This is a genomic window from Archangium gephyra, assembly GCF_049060025.1.
Lineage (GTDB): Bacteria > Myxococcota > Myxococcia > Myxococcales > Myxococcaceae > Archangium > Archangium gephyra_A.
Genome location: NZ_JBMEQQ010000002.1, coordinates 6252042 through 6268249, shown reverse-complemented (window position 1 = coordinate 6268249; position 16208 = coordinate 6252042). Strand labels below are relative to the sequence as shown.

Sequence of the window (16208 nt, the reverse complement as noted above, 5' to 3'; positions counted from 1 at the left end):
CCCTCTACGCCTCCTGCCGGGGCAGGGACGCCTGCGTGCGGCGGGGCAGCCCCACGAGGGTGAGCAACGTCGCGGGGCCGCCAGGCGCCCGCGGGTGGGCGATTTCCCACTGGTAGTCCGGCGCCTCCAGCCCGGCCAGGAGCTCCCTCAGGTCCTCCTCGGTGTACGTGCGCGCGTTCGACACCGCCCCGTCCCAGGCGATGAGCGGCGGGAGCACGGGGAGCAGGTAGGTGAACAGCACCTGCCGCGGCCGGAGCGGGCGGATGAAGGGCGTCAGCAGGAGCACCATCAGGATTCCGATGGGGAAGGCCGTCCACCAGAGCCAGCGCGGCTGGGAGTTGTCGCTGATCTCAAGCACGCAGAGGGCCTGCCGCTTCTCGAACGCGTCCTGGAGGATGCGGCGCGCGACCGGCGGGGGCATGTGGTGGAAGCTGCAGATCATCGTCCGGACGCCCTGGAGCGTGTCGGGGACCTGGCCCGCGTCGACCGGGCTCGGGAGGTAGCGGACCTGCGCCGAGTCCCCTGCCGCGTTGATGCGCGCCGCGGCGTCCGTGTTCGGGTAGAGGTCGGTGAGGGTCACGCTCGGCCGGAGGCCGTGGTCGGCGGCGAGCCGTGCGGTGGTTTGCAGCAGGGGCCCGCCACCCCCGGAGCAGAGGTCCACCACCCGGTCGGTGCCCGAGGCCTCCAGGGCCCGCGCCAGCAGGGGCGCCAGGATCCGCTCGGTGCCGAGCAGGCGGTGCATCGCGGCGATGTAGAGCGTCAGGCACTCCCGGAGGCCGCCCGGGAACCAGTGGAAGTCCTCGAACTCGAACAGCGACATGCGCTTCATGGCGGTGTCTCCCTCTCCGCCCGCGTTCTAGGCCACTGCGCGAAGGAGCAGGTAAGGTTGAAAATCCTACATCGTCGGTTTTTTCAGGACATGTAGGGATTGGACCCCACGCCCTCCGCGGATGCATAAACCCGGCTTCCCTGGGGGCCGGGAGAACTCCGCCCAGCGGAAACCCTTCGAAGAAGCATCCAGACCGAGGAGCAACACATGAGGACGACGAAGTTCGGTGCGGTTGCCTTGATGTTGGTGTGTGCCACGCCGGCGTTCGCGGAGGCCCCCGAGAAGGACAAGGACGTGTGGATCTCCATCGGTGCGGACGCGCTGGAGACGGCGCGGGGCTCGTTCAAGGCGCAGGGCGAGGAGCTGGCCGCGGCGCGCGAGAAGAACGGGGTGGCGGTGCTGCGCGTGCGCGAGTCGCAGCTCGAGAAGCTGTCCAAGGTGATGCACGACAAGCTCAACCGGTGCGCGGGCTTCATCTCCCATGACACCGAGGAGCAGGCGCTGGCGGCGGTGGAGTCGAGCACCTCGCAGCAGGCGGTGGCGTCGCTGATCAGCTACACCATCGACAACGGCACGACGGCCAACTCGCTGATGTCGGCGGTGACGGAGAGCGGCATCCGCAGCACCATCACCACGCTGTCGACGAGCTGGACGACGCGCCGCTACAACCTGCAGTCGGGCATCGACGCGGCCAACTGGCTGAAGAGCCGGTGGACGACGCTGGCCAACGGGCGCACGGACATCACGGTGGCCAACTTCGTGCACCCGACGACCACCTCGCCGCAGCCGTCCGTCATCCTCACCATCCGGGGCACCACGCTGCCCAACGAGGTGGTGGTGCTCGGCGCGCACCTGGACTCCATCAACGGCAGTGGCTCCTCCTACGCCGCGCCCGGCGCGGACGATGACGCCTCGGGCGTGGCCGCGCTCACCGAGGTCATCCGCGTGGCGGTGGCCAAGGGCTACAGGCCGGCGCGCACGGTGAAGTTCATGGCGTACGCCGCCGAGGAGATCGGCCTGAGGGGCTCGGGGGCGATCGCCGCCAACCACAAGAGCACCGGCGTCAACGTGGTGGGCGTGCTGCAGCTCGACATGATCAACTACCGGGGCTCCAGCTACGACATCGTCATGGTGTCCGACTACACCAACGCCGCGCAGAACACCTTCATCCGCAACCTCATCACCCGGTACCTGCCGGGCGTGACCGCGACGAGCACCACGTGCGGCTACGGCTGCTCGGACCACGCCTCGTGGCACAACCAGGGTTACGCGGCCTCCATCCCCTTCGAGGCGCTGATGGGCCAGGACAACCCGTACATCCACACCACGAAGGACACCCTCGCGCAGACGGCCGGCACGGCGACCAACTCGGTGAAGTTCACCAAGCTCGCCGCCGCCTACGTGGCCGAGCTGGCCAAGGGCACCACGTCCATCGCCCTGCAGGCCGAGGACGCCGAGGAGAGCCGCTAGGCCAGGAGGGGGAGGGCCTGTCAGGGGGGAGGTTCCGGCCGCGATGGGGAGCAACTGGTCCGATTGTTGGACCAGTTGGTACGCCGCGCGGCCGGAAGGCTCCCCGTGCGTTCCCGCTGGAGGGGTGTGCCGTTTCAGCCCTCCCGGGGCTTCTGGCCGAGCGCGCGGAGGATGACGGGGGTGAGATCGGCCGCTCTCATCGCATCCAGCGCGAGGTCCCAGCGGCCCTCGGCACAGAGGCCGCTCATGCCGCCCTCCTCGTAGGCTTGCCGTGCCACCGAGGCCAGCGCCTCGCGCACCGCCTCGGCGACCGCGCGGCCGGCCTCGTCGCAGCGTTTGCACTCGAGCTCGATGCCCAGACGGCTGCGCCGGCCCTCTTCCGTGAGGATCCACGGGCGCTCCATCCACGGGGGGTCATGGCGCATGTGCTGCCGGTGGCCACACGCGAGGTCGGCGACCCAGTGGTTCTCCTCGTCGAGGTGGAAGCCTGTGATGGGCTGCTTCATGGAGCGGGGTTGCCGGCCTTGATCCACTGGGCGAGCGCGAGGGCTTCCGCGGTGGAGAGGCGGCCGGTGAAGCTGGGCATCAGCGTCCCGGGTTTGACCTTCTGGGGATCGAGGATCCACATGGCGACCACCTCCGCCGGTCTGCCGCGGGAGTTGGCGAGGACGGGGGCATAGGCCCTGCCCGGCCCATGGCAGGCCGTGCAGCCCAGGCTGAAGAAGAGCTGCTCCGGCGTCCGCGCGGCGGCGGCGGGAGGCTCGCTGGCCTGCTGCGGCGTGGGCGTGGGGGCCGGAGTGCCCGTGGGCGCTGGAGCGTCCGTGGGCGCCGCTGGGGTGGGCTGAGCGGGAGCCGCCGGCGGGGGGGCATTCCGGGAGACGGACGAAGGTGGCTTCTCCTGCCGCTCGGAGCAGGCGGAGAGGGCCAGGGCCATCGACAGGGACGCGGTGCGCGCCAGCAGGACGGAGGGGTGCTTGCGGTTCAAGGTCGTTCCCATACGGGCGAGGTGTTGGCTCGACGAGCCGTCTCTCTACCGCCCCGGTGCCAGGAGCGCCATGTCCGGGTGGCACGTCCCTGGGAGATTGTCAGGCTCCAGTCCCTTCGCGGTGCGTGATAGGGAGGGCCGCGCAGCGGGAGGAGCAACCGGCATGGAGCGCGCGGACATCGTCGCGTTGGACAAGCGGTACGTGTGGCACCCGTACACCGCGATGGACGAGTACATCGCGAAGACGGACCCGCTGGTGGTGGTGGGCGCCGAGGGGCCGTACCTCCACGACGCGGACGGCACGCGCTACCTGGATGCGAACGGCTCGTGGTGGGTGTCCACGCTGGGGCACCGGCACCCGAGACTGGTGCGCGCGCTCACCGAGCAGGCCGGCACCTTCCCGCACACCTCGCTCGCGGGCGTGACGCACGAGCCGGCGGCGCGGCTGGCGCAGGAGCTGGTGGCACTGGCACCGGGCGCCGGACGCGCGGACGTGCCGGAGGGGGAGCGGCTCTCGCGCGTCTTCTACTCGGACAACGGGAGCACGGCGGTGGAGGTCGCCATCAAGATGGCGGCGCAGCACTGGGCGCAGAATGGCCGGCCCCGGCGCACGCGCTTCATCACGCTCTCGGGAGCCTTTCACGGCGAGACGATCGGCTCGACGAGCGTGGGCGGGGTGGAGCTGTTCCGCGACATCTTCGGGCCGCTGCTCTTCGACGTGGTGCACGTGCCGTCCCCCGCGGAGCCGGAGGGCTGGGAGCGTGCCTTCGCCCGGGTGGAGGCCGCGCTGCGCGAGCACCCGGACGAGATCGCCGCCGTCATCCTCGAGCCCGTCATCCAGGGCGCGGCGGGCATGCGGATGTACGCGCCCGAGTTCGTCCGGGCGGTGCGCGAGGCCACGCGGGCGGTGGACACCTTCCTCATCGCCGATGAGGTCTTCACGGGCCTGGGACGCACGGGGGCGCGCTTCGCGTGCGACCTGGCGGGAGTGGTGCCGGACTTGCTGTGCCTGGCGAAGGCGCTGTCCGGAGGGCTGATGCCCTTCGCGGCGACGCTGGCCACCGAGCGGGTATTCGCGGGCTTCGGCGGGGGGCGGGAGCGGGCGCTGTATTACGGGCACTCGTACTGCGGCAACCCGCTGGGCGCGGCGGTGGCGCGCGAGGTGCTCGCGGTGTACCGGGACGAGGACGTGCTGGGGCAGGTGGCGCGCAAGGCGCCGAAGGTGAAGGCCGCCTTCGAGCGGATGGCGGCGACGATTCCCGGGGTGAAGCAGCCGCGGGCCCTCGGCATGGTGGGCGCGGTGGACCTGGGCGGTGGTGGCTACCTGGCGCGTGGGGGTTGGCGCGTGTACGAGGCCGCCCGGCGCCGGGGGCTGTACCTGCGCCCCCTGGGAGACACGGTATACGTAGCCCCCGCCCTCAACATCCCGGACGCCGCCCTGGACGAGCTGCTCGCCGGGGTGGAGGCCAGCCTCCGCGAGGTGGCGGCCGGTCAGTCCTGAGCATTGCCCGACTGGTCCGATGGTCGGACCAGTCCGAGACCTTCGATTCCCGGAGACCCCATGCCCCGCTTTCCCCTGCTCCTGCTGCTCACCGCGCCGCTCCTGGGTTGTGCGGCGGGCTCGTCCTCCCAGCGCGCCGAGGCTCCACCCGCCGCCACGTCCACCTCCACCACCGGCCTCACGTCACGCGCCGAGCTCGACGCGCTCACCATCCCGGCGCTGCCCGGCTGGGTGGACAAGTACGCGGGCCCGAACGAGGAGGAGCGCCGCTTCTTCAACATCAGCCGCCTGATGGAGCGCTTCCAGCTCGCCCGGGTCCAGGCCGTCGAGCTGCAGAACCACTACCGCGACCTCATCCGTCTCGAGCCCGCCCCCGGCCCGGTGGACGCCTTCAACACCGCCCTCGAGCGCGTCCGCCGGGGCGAGCTCGAGAGCCGGCTCCAGCCCGAGAAGCTCGCCAAGGCCCGTTTCATCGTCGTCTTCGACCTCGATGAGACGCTCCTCAGCCAGTACTACCCCGCCAAGGTGGGCGAGGGCTGTCACGACCTCGCCATCCCGCGCAAGGACGGCGTCCGCTACGTGAAGCTCGTCCCGGGCTGGCAGCAGGCCTTCGCGCGCATCCAGGAGCTCGGCGGCGCCGTCGTCCTCTTCTCCGCCAACGTGGACACGCTCACCCTCGAGAACGCCGCCTACTGGAAGCTCGACGGGGTCTCGCTCACCGAGCACCCGGCCATCTCCGGCCTGCTGACCAACAGCCACCTCGTCCTGCAGGAGAAGTCCGAGGGCGTGACGGACCCCCGGAAGGGCAACCCCGTGCGCGAGCCGTCCAAGGATCTGCGCGTCTTCGACGAGACCCTGCGCCGGGTCATCATCGTGGATGACAACCCCACGCGCCTCTTCCAGATGCGCAACGCCCGCATCTTCAAGAAGTTCGAGGCCGAGCCCTTCTGCACCACCTCGGACCCGGCGCTGCGCCGCGCCTTCGAGCAGGCCATGCCCACCGTCGTGCAGGAAATCGAGGACTCGGTCCGGTACATGGACGCGCAGGGGACCGGGTTCGCCGAGGCCTATCTGCCCTACACCTCGCTCGGGCAGGTCACCGTGCAGTTCCTCGTCGACAGCGGCGGCTTCGACCGGGCGCGGGCCATCGAGTACGTCCGCCGCAATCCCCAGGCCGTGGATCCTCGTTACTGAGCGGCTCCCGGACAGGGGGTGAGGTGCGCTTCACGCGCCGCCCGGGTGCAATGGAGTTCGCCCGGGGGCGTAGTTCATTGCAGACTGGGGCCTCATTCCAGCGCAACCGAGGACGGCATGGGCAATCTGTGTGGGTGGATCATCTTGGGTTTCGTGGCGGGGCTGATCGCCCGCGCCGTCATGCCCGGCCGGCAGCCGATGGGCCTCATCGCGACCACCCTGCTGGGCATCGCCGGCTCGTTCATGGGCGGCTTCCTCGCCTCGCTTCTCCTGGGCGGGAGCTGGCGCGTGCTGCAGCCCACCCAGCTCGTGGGCTCCACCATCGGAGCCATCGTGCTCCTCTGGCTGGGGCGGCAGTTCGGACGTTAGGCGCCGGCCCCGGGATGTCCGCGCCACAAAGAGATGGGCACACAACCCGCCATGGTGTAGGCTAATGGGGCTGGCGAGTGGCTATAAGCGAGTCTGATGGGTGAGGTAATGCCCCCCTCATGACCTCGCGGGCCAGGGGCTGGCTTTCCTCGTCATTTTTTCTTATCTGCGCCCGTGAGTGAATTTCGGGTGGAACTGGCGTGTTCTCCCCGTGCAACCCGCCCGCGGAGGAACCCCTCCAAGGTAAGCCGCGGTTCGATTGGGTTGCTGAAGACTGCGCGCGTCCTCGGGGTGCTCAACCCCTCCAAGGTCAAACTCCGAGGACGCGCGCAGCCAGCAGTTTCCCACCTGCGCGGTCAGATGCAAGCGCGAGGTGATGGAAACGCAACCCTTGGCGGCCAGTTCGCGCGCAGTGCGTCCCGTCCCCTCTAGCGGAGGGGTACCTTCAAGGCTTTCCAAGACCCGAGACAGGACCTGTGCGGGTATGCGAGGAGGCTCATGGGTACGGTGACGATGGCGCTGGTGGCGTGGCTGCTGACAGGGACCCCTGGCACGGGTGGGCCTCCAGCCGAGTCTCCCGGCACGTTCGTGGCGAAGACGCTCACCGTCGGAGGCGAGACGTACGTGTACTCGGTGTACCTGCCACCGGGGTACCGCGGGGGGCAGGCGTGGCCGGTCATCCTCGCGCTGCACGGAGCGGGCTCTCGGGGAACGGATGGGCAGCGGCCGAGGACGCAGAGTCTGGCGGAGGCGGCGCGCCTGCACCCGGAGCGCTATCCGGCCGTGCTGGTGCTGCCGCAGTGTCCGCCCGACAAGGAGTGGAGCGGGACCGTGGCGGACTTCGCGCTCGAGGCGCTGGAGCGCACCGTCAACGAGTACGGAGGAGACCGCAAGCGGGTGTACCTCGCCGGCCAGTCGATGGGGGCGCGGGGCGTGGTGCAACTGGCCGCGCGCTACCCGGAGCGCTTCGCGGCGGTGGTGGCCGTGGCCGGGCGCTACCCGGACCGCTCGATGGTGGGCAAGCTCAAGGGCCTGCCGCTGTGGATGTGGCACGGAGACGCGGATGCCGTGGTGCCCGTCGCCGAGAGCCGCGCCCTGGTGGAGCAGCTCAAGTCCGCGGGCCACCACTCCGTGCGCTACACCGAGCTGTCCGGCCTGGGCCACGACATCTTCGACACCGTGTACCTGGATCAGGCCGTGAGCACCTGGCTGCTGTCACAGAAGCGCGGGAAGTAGGGCGCGCACGCCGGACCGTCTTGCGGCTATGACTGCGCGTCATGAGCCTCTGACGCCACCCGACTCCTGGACCTGCTGTGGGAGCGCTACGCCGCGGAGGTGCCCTACGCGCGCACCTTCGCCCAGCTCTCCGGCGGCAGCTTCCGCAATGACCACATCGCGCTGCGCTCCCTCGCCCGGCCCGGCGGGGGCATCGCCCTCTTCTCCCGCGTCTTCGAGCGCTTCGGCTGGAAGCCCGCGGGCCAGTACACCTTCCCCGATACGCACCTCTCCGCCATCTACATGTCCCATCCGGAGGGGCTGCCCCGCGTCTTCATCTCCGAGCTCCTCTCCGACAAGCTCTCGCCCGAGGCCCAGCGCCTCCTCGCCGCGCTCCCGGCGGATCCTCCCGCCCCCGACTCCATCGAGGCGCTCGCCGGCTGGTTCTCCGCTCCGCCTCCGCCCGAGGAGTCCGCGCTGCTCACCCTGGAGAAGGAGTCCCAGTACGGCGCGTGGCTGCTCGCCTTCGGCCGCAAGGTGAACCACTTCACCGGCGCCGTGGATGACGTGGAGGTGTGGCAGCGGCGCATGCGCGAGGCCGGTGTCCCCATGAAGGCCGACATCGAAGGCGAGCCGGGCACCGCCCTGCGCCAGACGGCCACCAGTGCCGCCCCCGTCACCCTTTCGCTCGCTGACGGGCGCACGCGCACCTGGCCCTATGCCTACTTCGAGATCGCCCAGCGCTCGCCCGGCTTCGACGGCTTCCTCGGCCCCCAGGCCCGCGCCCTCTTCGACATGACGAAGCGCTCCTAGGAAGCGGCGCGCTCGCTCCCAAAGCCCCCGCTTCGCCTCGCCAGCCAGTGGCCGTCCGGCCGGGCCCCTCTTGCATTCCGTGGGCACGTGGCCAGATCCACAACCTTGAGCCCCGCACCTCCTGCCCTCGCGCCAGGTGGGGGCCGGCGGGTGGTCCGAAAGGAGGCCTCTCTGCTTGTCCCCGACCATCCACAGCGCTCCTGGTGAGCCGGAGGAACCCGGGAAAGCGGCCCGCCAGGACGATGCGCCCTGGACCCGCAGTGCACTCGCGCTGCGACTTCTGGAGCAGGCGGAGGTCTGTGCGCTCGCAGGCCTGGATGTGACGGGCCGCATCCACCTCTGGACACCGGGGGCGGAGCGGCTCACCGGACATGCGAAGGCCGACCTCCTCGGAGAGCCGCTCTCCGCGCTCTACCCGCCCGAGGATCGGGAGCTGCTGGCGAGGGACCTGCGCCAGGCCGAGCAGGAGGGCCGCTGCGAGCCTCGAGGGCTGGCGCGTGCGGCGCGATGGCACCCGCTTCCGGGCCTCGCAGGTGCTCACCGCGTTGCACGACGCGGACGGCGGCCTGGCCGGGTTCGCCTGTGCGCTCGGTCCCGCGGAGCCGCGCGGAGAAGCTCGAGCTGCTGCGCCACCTGGGCGAGCTCATCCTCTCCTCCGTGGACGAGGGCGTGTACGGCCTGGACATCGAGGGCCGCACCACCTTCGTCAACCCGGCCGCGGCGCGCATGTTGGGGTGGAAGCCGGAGGAGCTGCATCGGCAAGCCCCAGCATGCGGTCATGCACTACAAGCGCCTGGACGGGACGCCCCTGTCCGAGTTCGAGTGCGAGACCTACGCCCCCCTCCGGGATGGCCGGACGCACCACGTGACGGACGAGGTGTTCTGGCGGCGGGATGGCAGCTCCTTCCCCGTGGAGTACCGCAGCAGCCCCGTCCGGGATGGGGAGCGCATCATCGGGGCGGTCATCGCCTTCACCGACATCACCGAGCGGTTGCGGGCCCGCGAGCGAGAGCACCAGCTCGAGCGCGAGCAGACCGCGCGGCTCCAGGCGGAGGCGGTGGAGCGGCGCGTGCACGGGATGCTGGAGAGCATCTCCGATGCCTTCGTCGCCCTGGACCGGGCCTGGCGCTACACCTACGTCAACCGCCGCGCCGAGGAGCTGTCGCACCGCTCGCGCGAGCAGATGCTCGGGCGCACCCCCCTGGAGGTGTTTCCGGGTTTCACCGGCTCGCGCTCCGAGCAGGGATTCCGCAAGGCCTTCACCGAGCAAACCGCCGTCCACTTCGAGGAGCACGATCCGCCGCGCGACACCTGGGTGGAGATGCACGTCTACCCCTCCGAGGAGGGGCTCGCCGTCTACTTCCGGGACATCACCGAGCGCAAGCGCACCGAGGAGCGGCTGCGCCTCTTCGAGTCCATCGTGGTGAACGTCTACGACGGCGTGGTCATCCTGGAGCCGGAGCGACAGAACGGGCACAGCACCCGGCGCATCCTCTATACCAACGAGGCCTTCTCTCGGATGACGGGCTACAGCGCGGAGGAGATGCGGGACTCGGAGACGCTGCTGCTGATAGGGAAGGACACGGACACGGCGGAACTCGAGCGCATGCGCGAGGCCCTGCGCCGCCAGGAGCATGTCCGCGTGGAGCTGCTCCTCTACCGCAAGGACGGCTCCTCCTTCTGGACGGAGAGCACCGTGGTTCCCGTGAAGGACGAGGAGGGCGTGCTGCGTCACTGGGTGTCGGTGACGCGCGAGGTGTCGGAGCGCAAGCGGACGGAGGAGGCGGCGCTGCGGCTGGCCCGCGAGGAGGCGGCCCGGACCGAGGCCGAGGCGGCCCACGCGCGCATCGAGGCCATCCTGGAGAGCATCACCGACGCCTTCTTCGCCCTGGACCGGGAGCAGCGCTTCACCTTCGCCAACCGCCGCGCGGCCGAGGTGCTGCGACACTCGCGGGAGCGGTTGCTGGGCCAGCCCCTGGACGCGATGTTGCCGGAGGACGCACTGGCCGGGCTGGCCCAGGCGGTACGGCGGGTGCTGGAAGGAGGGGGCGCCACGGAGTGCGAGATGTACCTCTCCTCGCTCGCGGCGTGGTTCGAGTGCCACACCAGCCCCTCCGGAGAGGGCGTCTCCGTCTACCTGCGCGAGGTGACGGCCCGCAAGCGCGCGGAGGAGGCGCGCCGCAGGCTCAGTTCCATCATCGAGGCCACGCCGGACTTCGTGGGCAGTACGGACCCGCGGGGGCGGGGCCTCTACCTCAACCGCGCGGGCCGGCGCATGGTGGGACTGGCGGAGGACGAGGACGCCAGTGCCTGGAGCATCGCCTCGGCGCACCCGCCCTGGGCCGCGCGGCGCCTGCTGACCGAGGGCGTGCCCACCGCGCTGCGCGAGGGCGTGTGGATGGGCGAGTCGGCGTTGCACTCCCCGGACGGGCGGGAGTTTCCCGTCTCCCAGGTGCTGCTCGCCCACTGCGAGGCGGACGGGAGGCTGGAGATGCTCTCCACCATCATCCGCGACATCTCGGACCGCCAGCGCGCCGAGGAGTCGCAACAGTTCCTCTCCGAGAGCAGCCGGGTGCTGGTGGCCGCGCTGGAGTACGAGGCCACGCTGCGCAGCCTGGCCCGGCTGGTGGTGCCGCGCCTGGCCGACTACTGCGTGGTGTGCATGCTGGAGGGCGGAGAGGTGCACCGCACGGCCATGGCCCACCGGGATCCCACCCAGGAGCCGCTGTTGCTCGCGCTCGGGCACATGCGCTCCGTGACCCATACGTTGGTGGGGGTGCAGAGCGTGCTGCGTACCGGCGAGCCGGAAGCTCGTCCCCGAGGTGACGGAGGCCTGGCTGCGGGCCTCCGCCGAGGACGAGGAGCACTTCACCGCGCACCGCGCCCTGGCGCCGCGCTCGCTGATGATCGTCCCGCTGGTGGCACGCGGGCGGACGCTCGGCGCCATCACCTTCGCCTCCACCGCCGCGTCGGGACGGCGCTATGGCCCGGCGGACCTCTCGCTCGCCGAGGGCCTGGCTTCCCGCGCCGCCCTCACCCTGGACAACGCCCGGCTCTACAAGGAGTCGCAACAGGCGACGCAGGCGCGCGACGAGGTGCTCGCCGTCGTCTCGCATGATCTGCGCAACCCCCTCAACGTCATCTCCCTGGGGGCGAGCTACCTGCTCAAACGCTTGCCCCAGGGCGCGGAGGGGACGTCATGGCGCAAGCAGGCGGAGCTCATGCGGCGCTCGGCGGACCAGGCCGTCCACCTCATCCAGGACTTGCTGGAGGTGGCGAAGCTCGAATCCGGGCGGCTGTCGGTGGAGTGTCAGCCGCAGGAGGTGGGCCGGCTGGTGGACGACGCCATCGAGCTGCACCGGCCCCTGGCGGAGGCGCGGCGGTTGCTGCTGGAGCGGGAGCTGGGGGCGGAGCTGCCGCGGGTGCAGGCGGACCGGGGCCGGGTGCTGCAGGTGTTCTCCAACCTCATCGGCAATGCGTTGCGCTACACCTCCGAGGGCGGCCACATCACCGTGCGGGCCCGGCGCGAGGGCCGGTTCGTGCGCTTCTTCGTGAGCGATACCGGCAAGGGCATCACACCGGAGCACCTGCCCCACCTCTTCGAGCGGTACTGGCAACCGAAGGGGGCCCGGGAGGGAGCGGGGCTGGGGCTGCCCATCGCCAAGGGCATCATCGAGGCTCACGGCGGCTACATCCTGGTGGAGAGCGAGCCGGGCAAGGGCAGCACCTTCTCCTTCACCCTGCCGGTGAGCGAGGCGCCACCAGCGCGGTGAGGACGTGGTCGCGCCAGCGGCCGTCGATGAGGACGAGCTCGCGGGCGAGGCCCTCGACGGAGAAGCCCACGCGGCGCAGCACGGCGGCACTGCGGTGGTTGTCCGGCAGGTGGTTGGCCTGGACGCGGTGCAGGCCCAGCAGGCCGAAGGCGTAGTCGCACACGGCGCGCACGGCCTCGCTCATGAGCCCCTGTCCCTGGACGCGGTGGTCGAGCCCGAAGCCCAGCTCGCCCGACTGGAGGGGCCCGCGGCGGATGTCGGTGAGGGACACGCTGCCGAGCACCGGCGCGGAGGTGAGGGGAGCTTCGCGGGACAGCATGAAGAGGCGCAGGGCGAGGCCGCGGCGCCAGTCCTCGGCGTCCTGGGCCAGGCGCGAGCGCCACCAGGTGACGGTGAAGAAGTTGTCGGGGCGCGCGGGCGAGACGGGGCCGAGGTGGTCGCGGTTGGCCTCGTGGTAGGCGAGCACGCGCGCGGCGCCATCCGGAGGGAGCAGGGCGAGGTTGAGGCGCGGGGTGGTGAGGAGGACGGGCGGATGGTCCGAGGGCATGACGGGCAGCGGGGAGGCTAGCGCGTCCAGGGGCGCTCGCGTGCGCCGTGAAGGGGAGGCTCGACAGGGGAAGGCCGCTCACGTTGACTGGTGGAGGTTGGAGCCCGCCATATGACGCCGCGCATCGTCGAGGGAGATCTGCTGGAGCAACAGGCCGACGCCATCGTGAACGCCTGGAACCGGAACATCATCCCCTGGTGGCTGCTGCTGCCGCAGGGCGTTTCGGGTGCCATCAAGAAGCGGGGAGGGCTGGCGCCGTTCCGCGAGCTGGCGCGGGTGGGGCCGATGCCACTCGGCTCGGCGGTGGTCACCTCCGCGGGCCGCCTGCCCTACCGGGGCATCATCCACGTGGCGGGCATCAACATGCTCTGGCGCTCGTCGGAGCGGTCCATCCGGGACTCGGTGACGAACGCGCTCGCACGGGCCCGGGAGCACGGCTTCGGCTCCGTGGCGTTCCCGATCATCGGCGCGGGCAGCGGTGGCTTCGACGAGGCCCGGGCACTCGAGGTGATGGTGTCCACGCTGGAGTCCAGTGACGCGGAGCTCGCAGTCACCGTGGTCCGCTACCGCGGGCGCTGAGGCGGCTAGGGCATGAGAGAACACATCATGAAGACGATGAGATGCTGGGGGCTGCTGCTCGGTGTGTTGCTGTCCGGATGCGCGGCCTCGGGTCCTTCCTCGGCCACCTTCCAGGAGGCAGAGAGGGAAGAGGCGGACGTGTGCCTCGCGCTCCTGTGCGACGAGGAGCTGTGCGACTTCTTCCGCTGCGAGGACGTGACGGCGGACGTGGTGTCCGCGAGCGAAGGCTCGGATGGGGCGGGCGCGGAGCCCGGGCGGGTGGTGCTGGCCCGCACCGGGAGCACGAGCACGACGGTGGGCATCCGTCTGCCTTCTCCCGTCACGCCCATGAGGTACCGGGGCTGGCCACTGCGGTACCCGGGGGAGCGCGAGCCCATCTTCGTCATCCCCTGGAAGAACCACCACCTGCGCAACCTGCTGCCGAGCCAGAAGCAGCTCATCGCGGAGGCCAACGCGAGGCTGAACCGGCCTCACGAGAAGCATCACATCTTCCCGCAGGAGTTCAGGGAGTGGTTCAAGGAGAAGGGCATCGACATCCATCAGTGGACGATGCTCATCGAGAAACAGCTTCACGAACGCATCCACCGGGGCGCGAGGGGCGGTCCCTGGAACGATGCCTGGAGGCAGTTCAAGAACCTCAATGGGGGAGCAACCCAAGAGGAAATCTGGAAGCACGCTTGGGAACTCTGCGTCCGCTTTGGTCTGTATAGCCCCCTCCAGCCATATTACGGTTCCGTCCGGCTACCGCCTCCCATCCCGTTCTGAGGAGCGCATGAGGTTCTATCGTCTGTGGCCCGTGGCGGTGGGCGAGCTGCGTTACACGGGGGAGTACAACGCCTCGCGCCAGTGGAGGCTCCCCGGTGTCCACTGTCCTGCCTGCGGAGCCATCTGGGGGGGAGGTCTGGTCTTCCCCTGCGTGGACTTATCGGAACTGCCGGTGGCGAAGATGCTCGGCGAGGCCAGGCTGGAGGAGGACTTCGAGGCTTTCGAGCGTCTGCGTGAGCAGGTGCGGCCCATGGTTCCCACTGGAGCACCCTTGTGGCCGGGAAGCAGTTTCGGCCCGTTGAGGGGGACGGCCCAAGGACGTTTTGGTCAGCTCCAGATGCAGTACGCCAACAGCCTGCTCATCCGCCGTGAGGCGTTGGAGCAGTTGCAGGCCGAAGGCATCCGGGGGCTCATCAGTTGCCGCACGGAGCTGCGCTTCCGGCAGAAGCAGGCTCCAGAGCTGCTGGAACTCCAGGCCGAACCCCACGGGCGGCTCCACCCGGACTGCATCCCGCACGACAAGAGGACACCGTGTGCACGTTGCGGCCGATGGGGTTTCGCCATCCCGGATGAGCCCATCCTCGACAGGGCTTCGCTTCCAGAGCACCTGGATTTCTTCCAATTGTCTCAGCTCTCCACGCTGGTGGTGGCCAGCGAGCGCCTCGTGGAGGCCATCCGCCGCCTCGGTTTCGAAGAAGTATCCATCCGCGAGCTACCCCTGCGCTGAGGCGGGGATTGGAGTAGACAGCGGCCATGCGCCTGCACCTCGTCGACGGTACCTATGAGCTCTACCGTGCCCACTTCTCGCCTCGTCCCGGGGCCACCGCGCCGGATGGCCGGGACGTGAAGGCCACGGTGGGGCTCGTCTCCTCGATGCTCGCGTTGCTGCACGACGCCCATGAGTCGGTGACGCATGTGGCCCTGGCCTTCGACAATCCCATCCGCTCGTTCCGCAATGCGCTCTTCGCCGGCTACAAGTCCGACGACGGCGTGCCCCCCGAGCTGCACGCCCAGTTCGACCTCGCCGAGGAGGCCATGCGGGCGCTCGGGCTCACCGTCTGGTCCATGAAGGACTTCGAGGCCGATGACGCGCTCGCCACCGCCTCCGCGCGCTGGGCCGGGCAGGTCGAGCAGGTGCGGTTGCTCACCCCGGACAAGGACCTCGGGCAGTGCGTGCGCGGCCGCCACGTGGTGCAGGTGGACCGCAAGCAGCAGAAGGAGCTGGACGAGGACGCGGTGCGGGCGAAGCTCGGCGTGCCCCCGGCGAGCGTGCCGGACCTGCTCGCGCTCGTGGGTGACGACGCGGACGGCATCCCCGGCCTGCCCGGTTTCGGAGAGAAGGGCGCCTCCTCCCTGCTCAACGCCTACGGCCACCTGGAGGCCATTCCCGCGGACGCGAGCGCCTGGTCCGTGCGCCCCCGCGGCGCGGACAAGCTCGCCGCCACCCTGCGCGAACACCGCGAGGAAGCGATGCTGTACCGCAAGCTGGCCACCCTCGTGACGGATGCGCCCCTGGCCGAGTCCCTGGAGGACCTCGCCTGGGCCGGTGTCCCCAAAGCCCGCTTCCTCGCGCTGTGCGACTCCCTGGGACTCACCACGCTCAAGACGCGCCCCAAGCGCTGGGCGCCGGAGCCGGGGTGAGGCCCACTCGGCGGTTGCATGGCGCCCAGAAATGGCGCACATGGGCTCGGGGTTGAACACCGCTATGTCCACCGAGATGAAGCCCATCGGGCTGAACGTTCCTGGCACCGACGACAACTGGGTCCCCTCCATGGAGGACATGCCCTTCCACCGCCTGGGCGGTGAAGCCGGCGTGCAGGCCCTGGCCGAGGCCTTCTACGACGCCATGGATGCGAGCGAGCCAGCGCTCGCCCGCCTGCATGAGCTGGATGAGCAGGGCAAGGTGTCTCGCGGCATGCGCGAGCGCTTCGGCCTCTTCCTCATCGGCTGGCTCGGCGGGCCCCAGCACTACATGGAGAAGCACGGCCACCCGCGCCTGCGCATGCGCCACGGCCATGTCCCCGTGGATGTCGCCCAGCGCGATGCCTGGCTGCGCTGCATGCAGCGAGCGATGGATGCCCGGGGCGTGAAGGGCAACGTGCGCCGCTTCCTCGACCAGCGTTTCTCCGACGTGGCCGACTTCCTGCGCAACGTCGAGGGCTGAGCAC

16 protein-coding genes and 3 pseudogenes are annotated in these 16208 nt (G+C 70.3%); 15 read left to right on the top strand and 4 right to left on the bottom strand.

Annotation, left to right across the window (positions count from 1 at the left end):
* Positions 1-4: 4 nt before the first annotated feature.
* Positions 5-829: a class I SAM-dependent methyltransferase gene (locus ACN28I_RS27160; protein WP_420944840.1), complete on the bottom strand. Its 825-nt coding sequence runs from the start codon at positions 827-829 to the stop codon at positions 5-7.
* A 207-nt stretch (positions 830-1036) separates the two neighbouring features.
* On the opposite strand from ACN28I_RS27160, the gene ACN28I_RS27155 reads away from it, so the two are divergent.
* Complete coding sequence (locus ACN28I_RS27155; RefSeq protein WP_420944839.1) at positions 1037-2299, top strand: M20/M25/M40 family metallo-hydrolase; 1263 nt, start codon at positions 1037-1039, stop codon at positions 2297-2299.
* A 134-nt stretch (positions 2300-2433) separates the two neighbouring features.
* Here the strand turns inward: ACN28I_RS27155 and ACN28I_RS27150 are convergent, their stop codons facing one another.
* On the bottom strand, positions 2434-2805 hold the full coding sequence (locus ACN28I_RS27150) for a DUF3565 domain-containing protein (protein ID WP_420944838.1): 372 nt from the start codon (positions 2803-2805) through the stop codon (positions 2434-2436).
* Entirely contained in the window at positions 2802-3284 is a 483-nt protein-coding gene (locus tag ACN28I_RS27145; RefSeq protein WP_420944837.1) for a c-type cytochrome, read from the bottom strand. The genes ACN28I_RS27150 and ACN28I_RS27145 overlap by 4 nt, the downstream gene beginning before the upstream one ends.
* Before the next feature lie 163 nt (positions 3285-3447).
* On the opposite strand from ACN28I_RS27145, the gene bioA reads away from it, so the two are divergent.
* From bioA to ACN28I_RS27100, 9 genes and pseudogenes are all read left to right on the top strand, one after another.
* Entirely contained in the window at positions 3448-4785 is a 1338-nt protein-coding gene (bioA, locus tag ACN28I_RS27140; protein ID WP_420944836.1) for an adenosylmethionine--8-amino-7-oxononanoate transaminase, read from the top strand.
* Positions 4786-4845: 60 nt separating this feature from the next.
* Entirely contained in the window at positions 4846-5979 is a 1134-nt protein-coding gene (locus ACN28I_RS27135) for an NIF family HAD-type phosphatase (protein WP_420944835.1), read from the top strand.
* A 117-nt stretch (positions 5980-6096) separates the two neighbouring features.
* Positions 6097-6348, top strand: a complete 252-nt coding sequence (locus ACN28I_RS27130) for a GlsB/YeaQ/YmgE family stress response membrane protein (protein WP_420944834.1) — start codon at positions 6097-6099, stop codon at positions 6346-6348.
* Positions 6349-6846: 498 nt separating this feature from the next.
* The gene (locus tag ACN28I_RS27125; RefSeq protein WP_420944833.1) at positions 6847-7584 is read left to right on the top strand and encodes an alpha/beta hydrolase-fold protein; all 738 of its coding nucleotides are present in this window, start codon (positions 6847-6849) and stop codon (positions 7582-7584) included.
* Between the two features lie 99 nt (positions 7585-7683).
* Entirely contained in the window at positions 7684-8376 is a 693-nt protein-coding gene (locus ACN28I_RS27120) for a DUF1338 domain-containing protein (protein WP_420944832.1), read from the top strand.
* Positions 8377-8512: 136 nt separating this feature from the next.
* Positions 8513-8863: pseudogene (locus tag ACN28I_RS27115) on the top strand (PAS domain-containing protein); the annotation flags it as partial.
* 20 nt (positions 8864-8883) lie between these two features.
* Positions 8884-9126 (top strand): annotated as a pseudogene (locus ACN28I_RS27110) (PAS domain-containing protein); the annotation flags it as partial.
* Between the two features lie 28 nt (positions 9127-9154).
* Positions 9155-10906: pseudogene (locus ACN28I_RS27105) on the top strand (PAS domain S-box protein); the annotation flags it as partial.
* 373 nt (positions 10907-11279) lie between these two features.
* Positions 11280-12149, top strand: a complete 870-nt coding sequence (locus ACN28I_RS27100; RefSeq protein ID WP_420944831.1) for a GAF domain-containing sensor histidine kinase — start codon at positions 11280-11282, stop codon at positions 12147-12149.
* On the opposite strand, the gene ACN28I_RS27095 is transcribed toward ACN28I_RS27100, so the two are convergent.
* Positions 12112-12696: a GNAT family N-acetyltransferase gene (locus tag ACN28I_RS27095; protein WP_420944830.1), complete on the bottom strand. Its 585-nt coding sequence runs from the start codon at positions 12694-12696 to the stop codon at positions 12112-12114. The two genes, ACN28I_RS27100 and ACN28I_RS27095, sit on opposite strands and share 38 nt — an antisense overlap.
* A 111-nt stretch (positions 12697-12807) precedes the next feature.
* Here ACN28I_RS27095 and ACN28I_RS27090 point away from each other — a divergent pair, with 111 nt between their 5' ends.
* The 5 genes from ACN28I_RS27090 (at position 12808) to ACN28I_RS27070 (ending at position 16204) form a co-directional block, all read left to right on the top strand.
* Positions 12808-13275: a macro domain-containing protein gene (locus ACN28I_RS27090; protein WP_420944829.1), complete on the top strand. Its 468-nt coding sequence runs from the start codon at positions 12808-12810 to the stop codon at positions 13273-13275.
* A gap of 27 nt (positions 13276-13302) precedes the next feature.
* A complete protein-coding gene (locus tag ACN28I_RS27085; protein WP_420944828.1) occupies positions 13303-14040 on the top strand; it encodes a TIGR02269 family lipoprotein in 738 nt (245 codons plus the stop codon).
* Between the two features lie 7 nt (positions 14041-14047).
* Positions 14048-14767, top strand: a complete 720-nt coding sequence (locus ACN28I_RS27080; RefSeq protein ID WP_420944827.1) for a double-CXXCG motif protein — start codon at positions 14048-14050, stop codon at positions 14765-14767.
* 26 nt (positions 14768-14793) lie between these two features.
* Complete coding sequence (locus tag ACN28I_RS27075; protein ID WP_420944826.1) at positions 14794-15681, top strand: 5'-3' exonuclease; 888 nt, start codon at positions 14794-14796, stop codon at positions 15679-15681.
* Between the two features lie 64 nt (positions 15682-15745).
* Entirely contained in the window at positions 15746-16204 is a 459-nt protein-coding gene (locus tag ACN28I_RS27070; RefSeq protein WP_420944825.1) for a group II truncated hemoglobin, read from the top strand.
* Positions 16205-16208 lie beyond the last annotated feature (4 nt).

Excerpts from the sequence above, each read along its gene's own strand:
- ACN28I_RS27095 (WP_420944830.1), bottom strand. The coding sequence starts at position 12,696 with ATGCCCTCGGACCATCCGCCCGTCCTCCTCACCACCCCGCGCCTCAAC.
- ACN28I_RS27155 (WP_420944839.1), top strand. The coding sequence starts at position 1,037 with ATGAGGACGACGAAGTTCGGTGCGGTTGCCTTGATGTTGGTGTGTGCC.
- ACN28I_RS27070 (WP_420944825.1), top strand. The coding sequence starts at position 15,746 with ATGTCCACCGAGATGAAGCCCATCGGGCTGAACGTTCCTGGCACCGAC.
- ACN28I_RS27135 (WP_420944835.1), top strand. The coding sequence starts at position 4,846 with ATGCCCCGCTTTCCCCTGCTCCTGCTGCTCACCGCGCCGCTCCTGGGT.
- ACN28I_RS27100 (WP_420944831.1), top strand. The coding sequence starts at position 11,280 with ATGATCGTCCCGCTGGTGGCACGCGGGCGGACGCTCGGCGCCATCACC.
- ACN28I_RS27090 (WP_420944829.1), top strand. The coding sequence starts at position 12,808 with ATGACGCCGCGCATCGTCGAGGGAGATCTGCTGGAGCAACAGGCCGAC.
- ACN28I_RS27130 (WP_420944834.1), top strand. The coding sequence starts at position 6,097 with ATGGGCAATCTGTGTGGGTGGATCATCTTGGGTTTCGTGGCGGGGCTG.
- ACN28I_RS27085 (WP_420944828.1), top strand. The coding sequence starts at position 13,303 with ATGAAGACGATGAGATGCTGGGGGCTGCTGCTCGGTGTGTTGCTGTCC.
- ACN28I_RS27125 (WP_420944833.1), top strand. The coding sequence starts at position 6,847 with ATGGGTACGGTGACGATGGCGCTGGTGGCGTGGCTGCTGACAGGGACC.
- bioA (WP_420944836.1), top strand. The coding sequence starts at position 3,448 with ATGGAGCGCGCGGACATCGTCGCGTTGGACAAGCGGTACGTGTGGCAC.
- ACN28I_RS27160 (WP_420944840.1), bottom strand. The coding sequence starts at position 829 with ATGAAGCGCATGTCGCTGTTCGAGTTCGAGGACTTCCACTGGTTCCCG.
- ACN28I_RS27150 (WP_420944838.1), bottom strand. The coding sequence starts at position 2,805 with ATGAAGCAGCCCATCACAGGCTTCCACCTCGACGAGGAGAACCACTGG.
- ACN28I_RS27075 (WP_420944826.1), top strand. The coding sequence starts at position 14,794 with ATGCGCCTGCACCTCGTCGACGGTACCTATGAGCTCTACCGTGCCCAC.
- ACN28I_RS27080 (WP_420944827.1), top strand. The coding sequence starts at position 14,048 with ATGAGGTTCTATCGTCTGTGGCCCGTGGCGGTGGGCGAGCTGCGTTAC.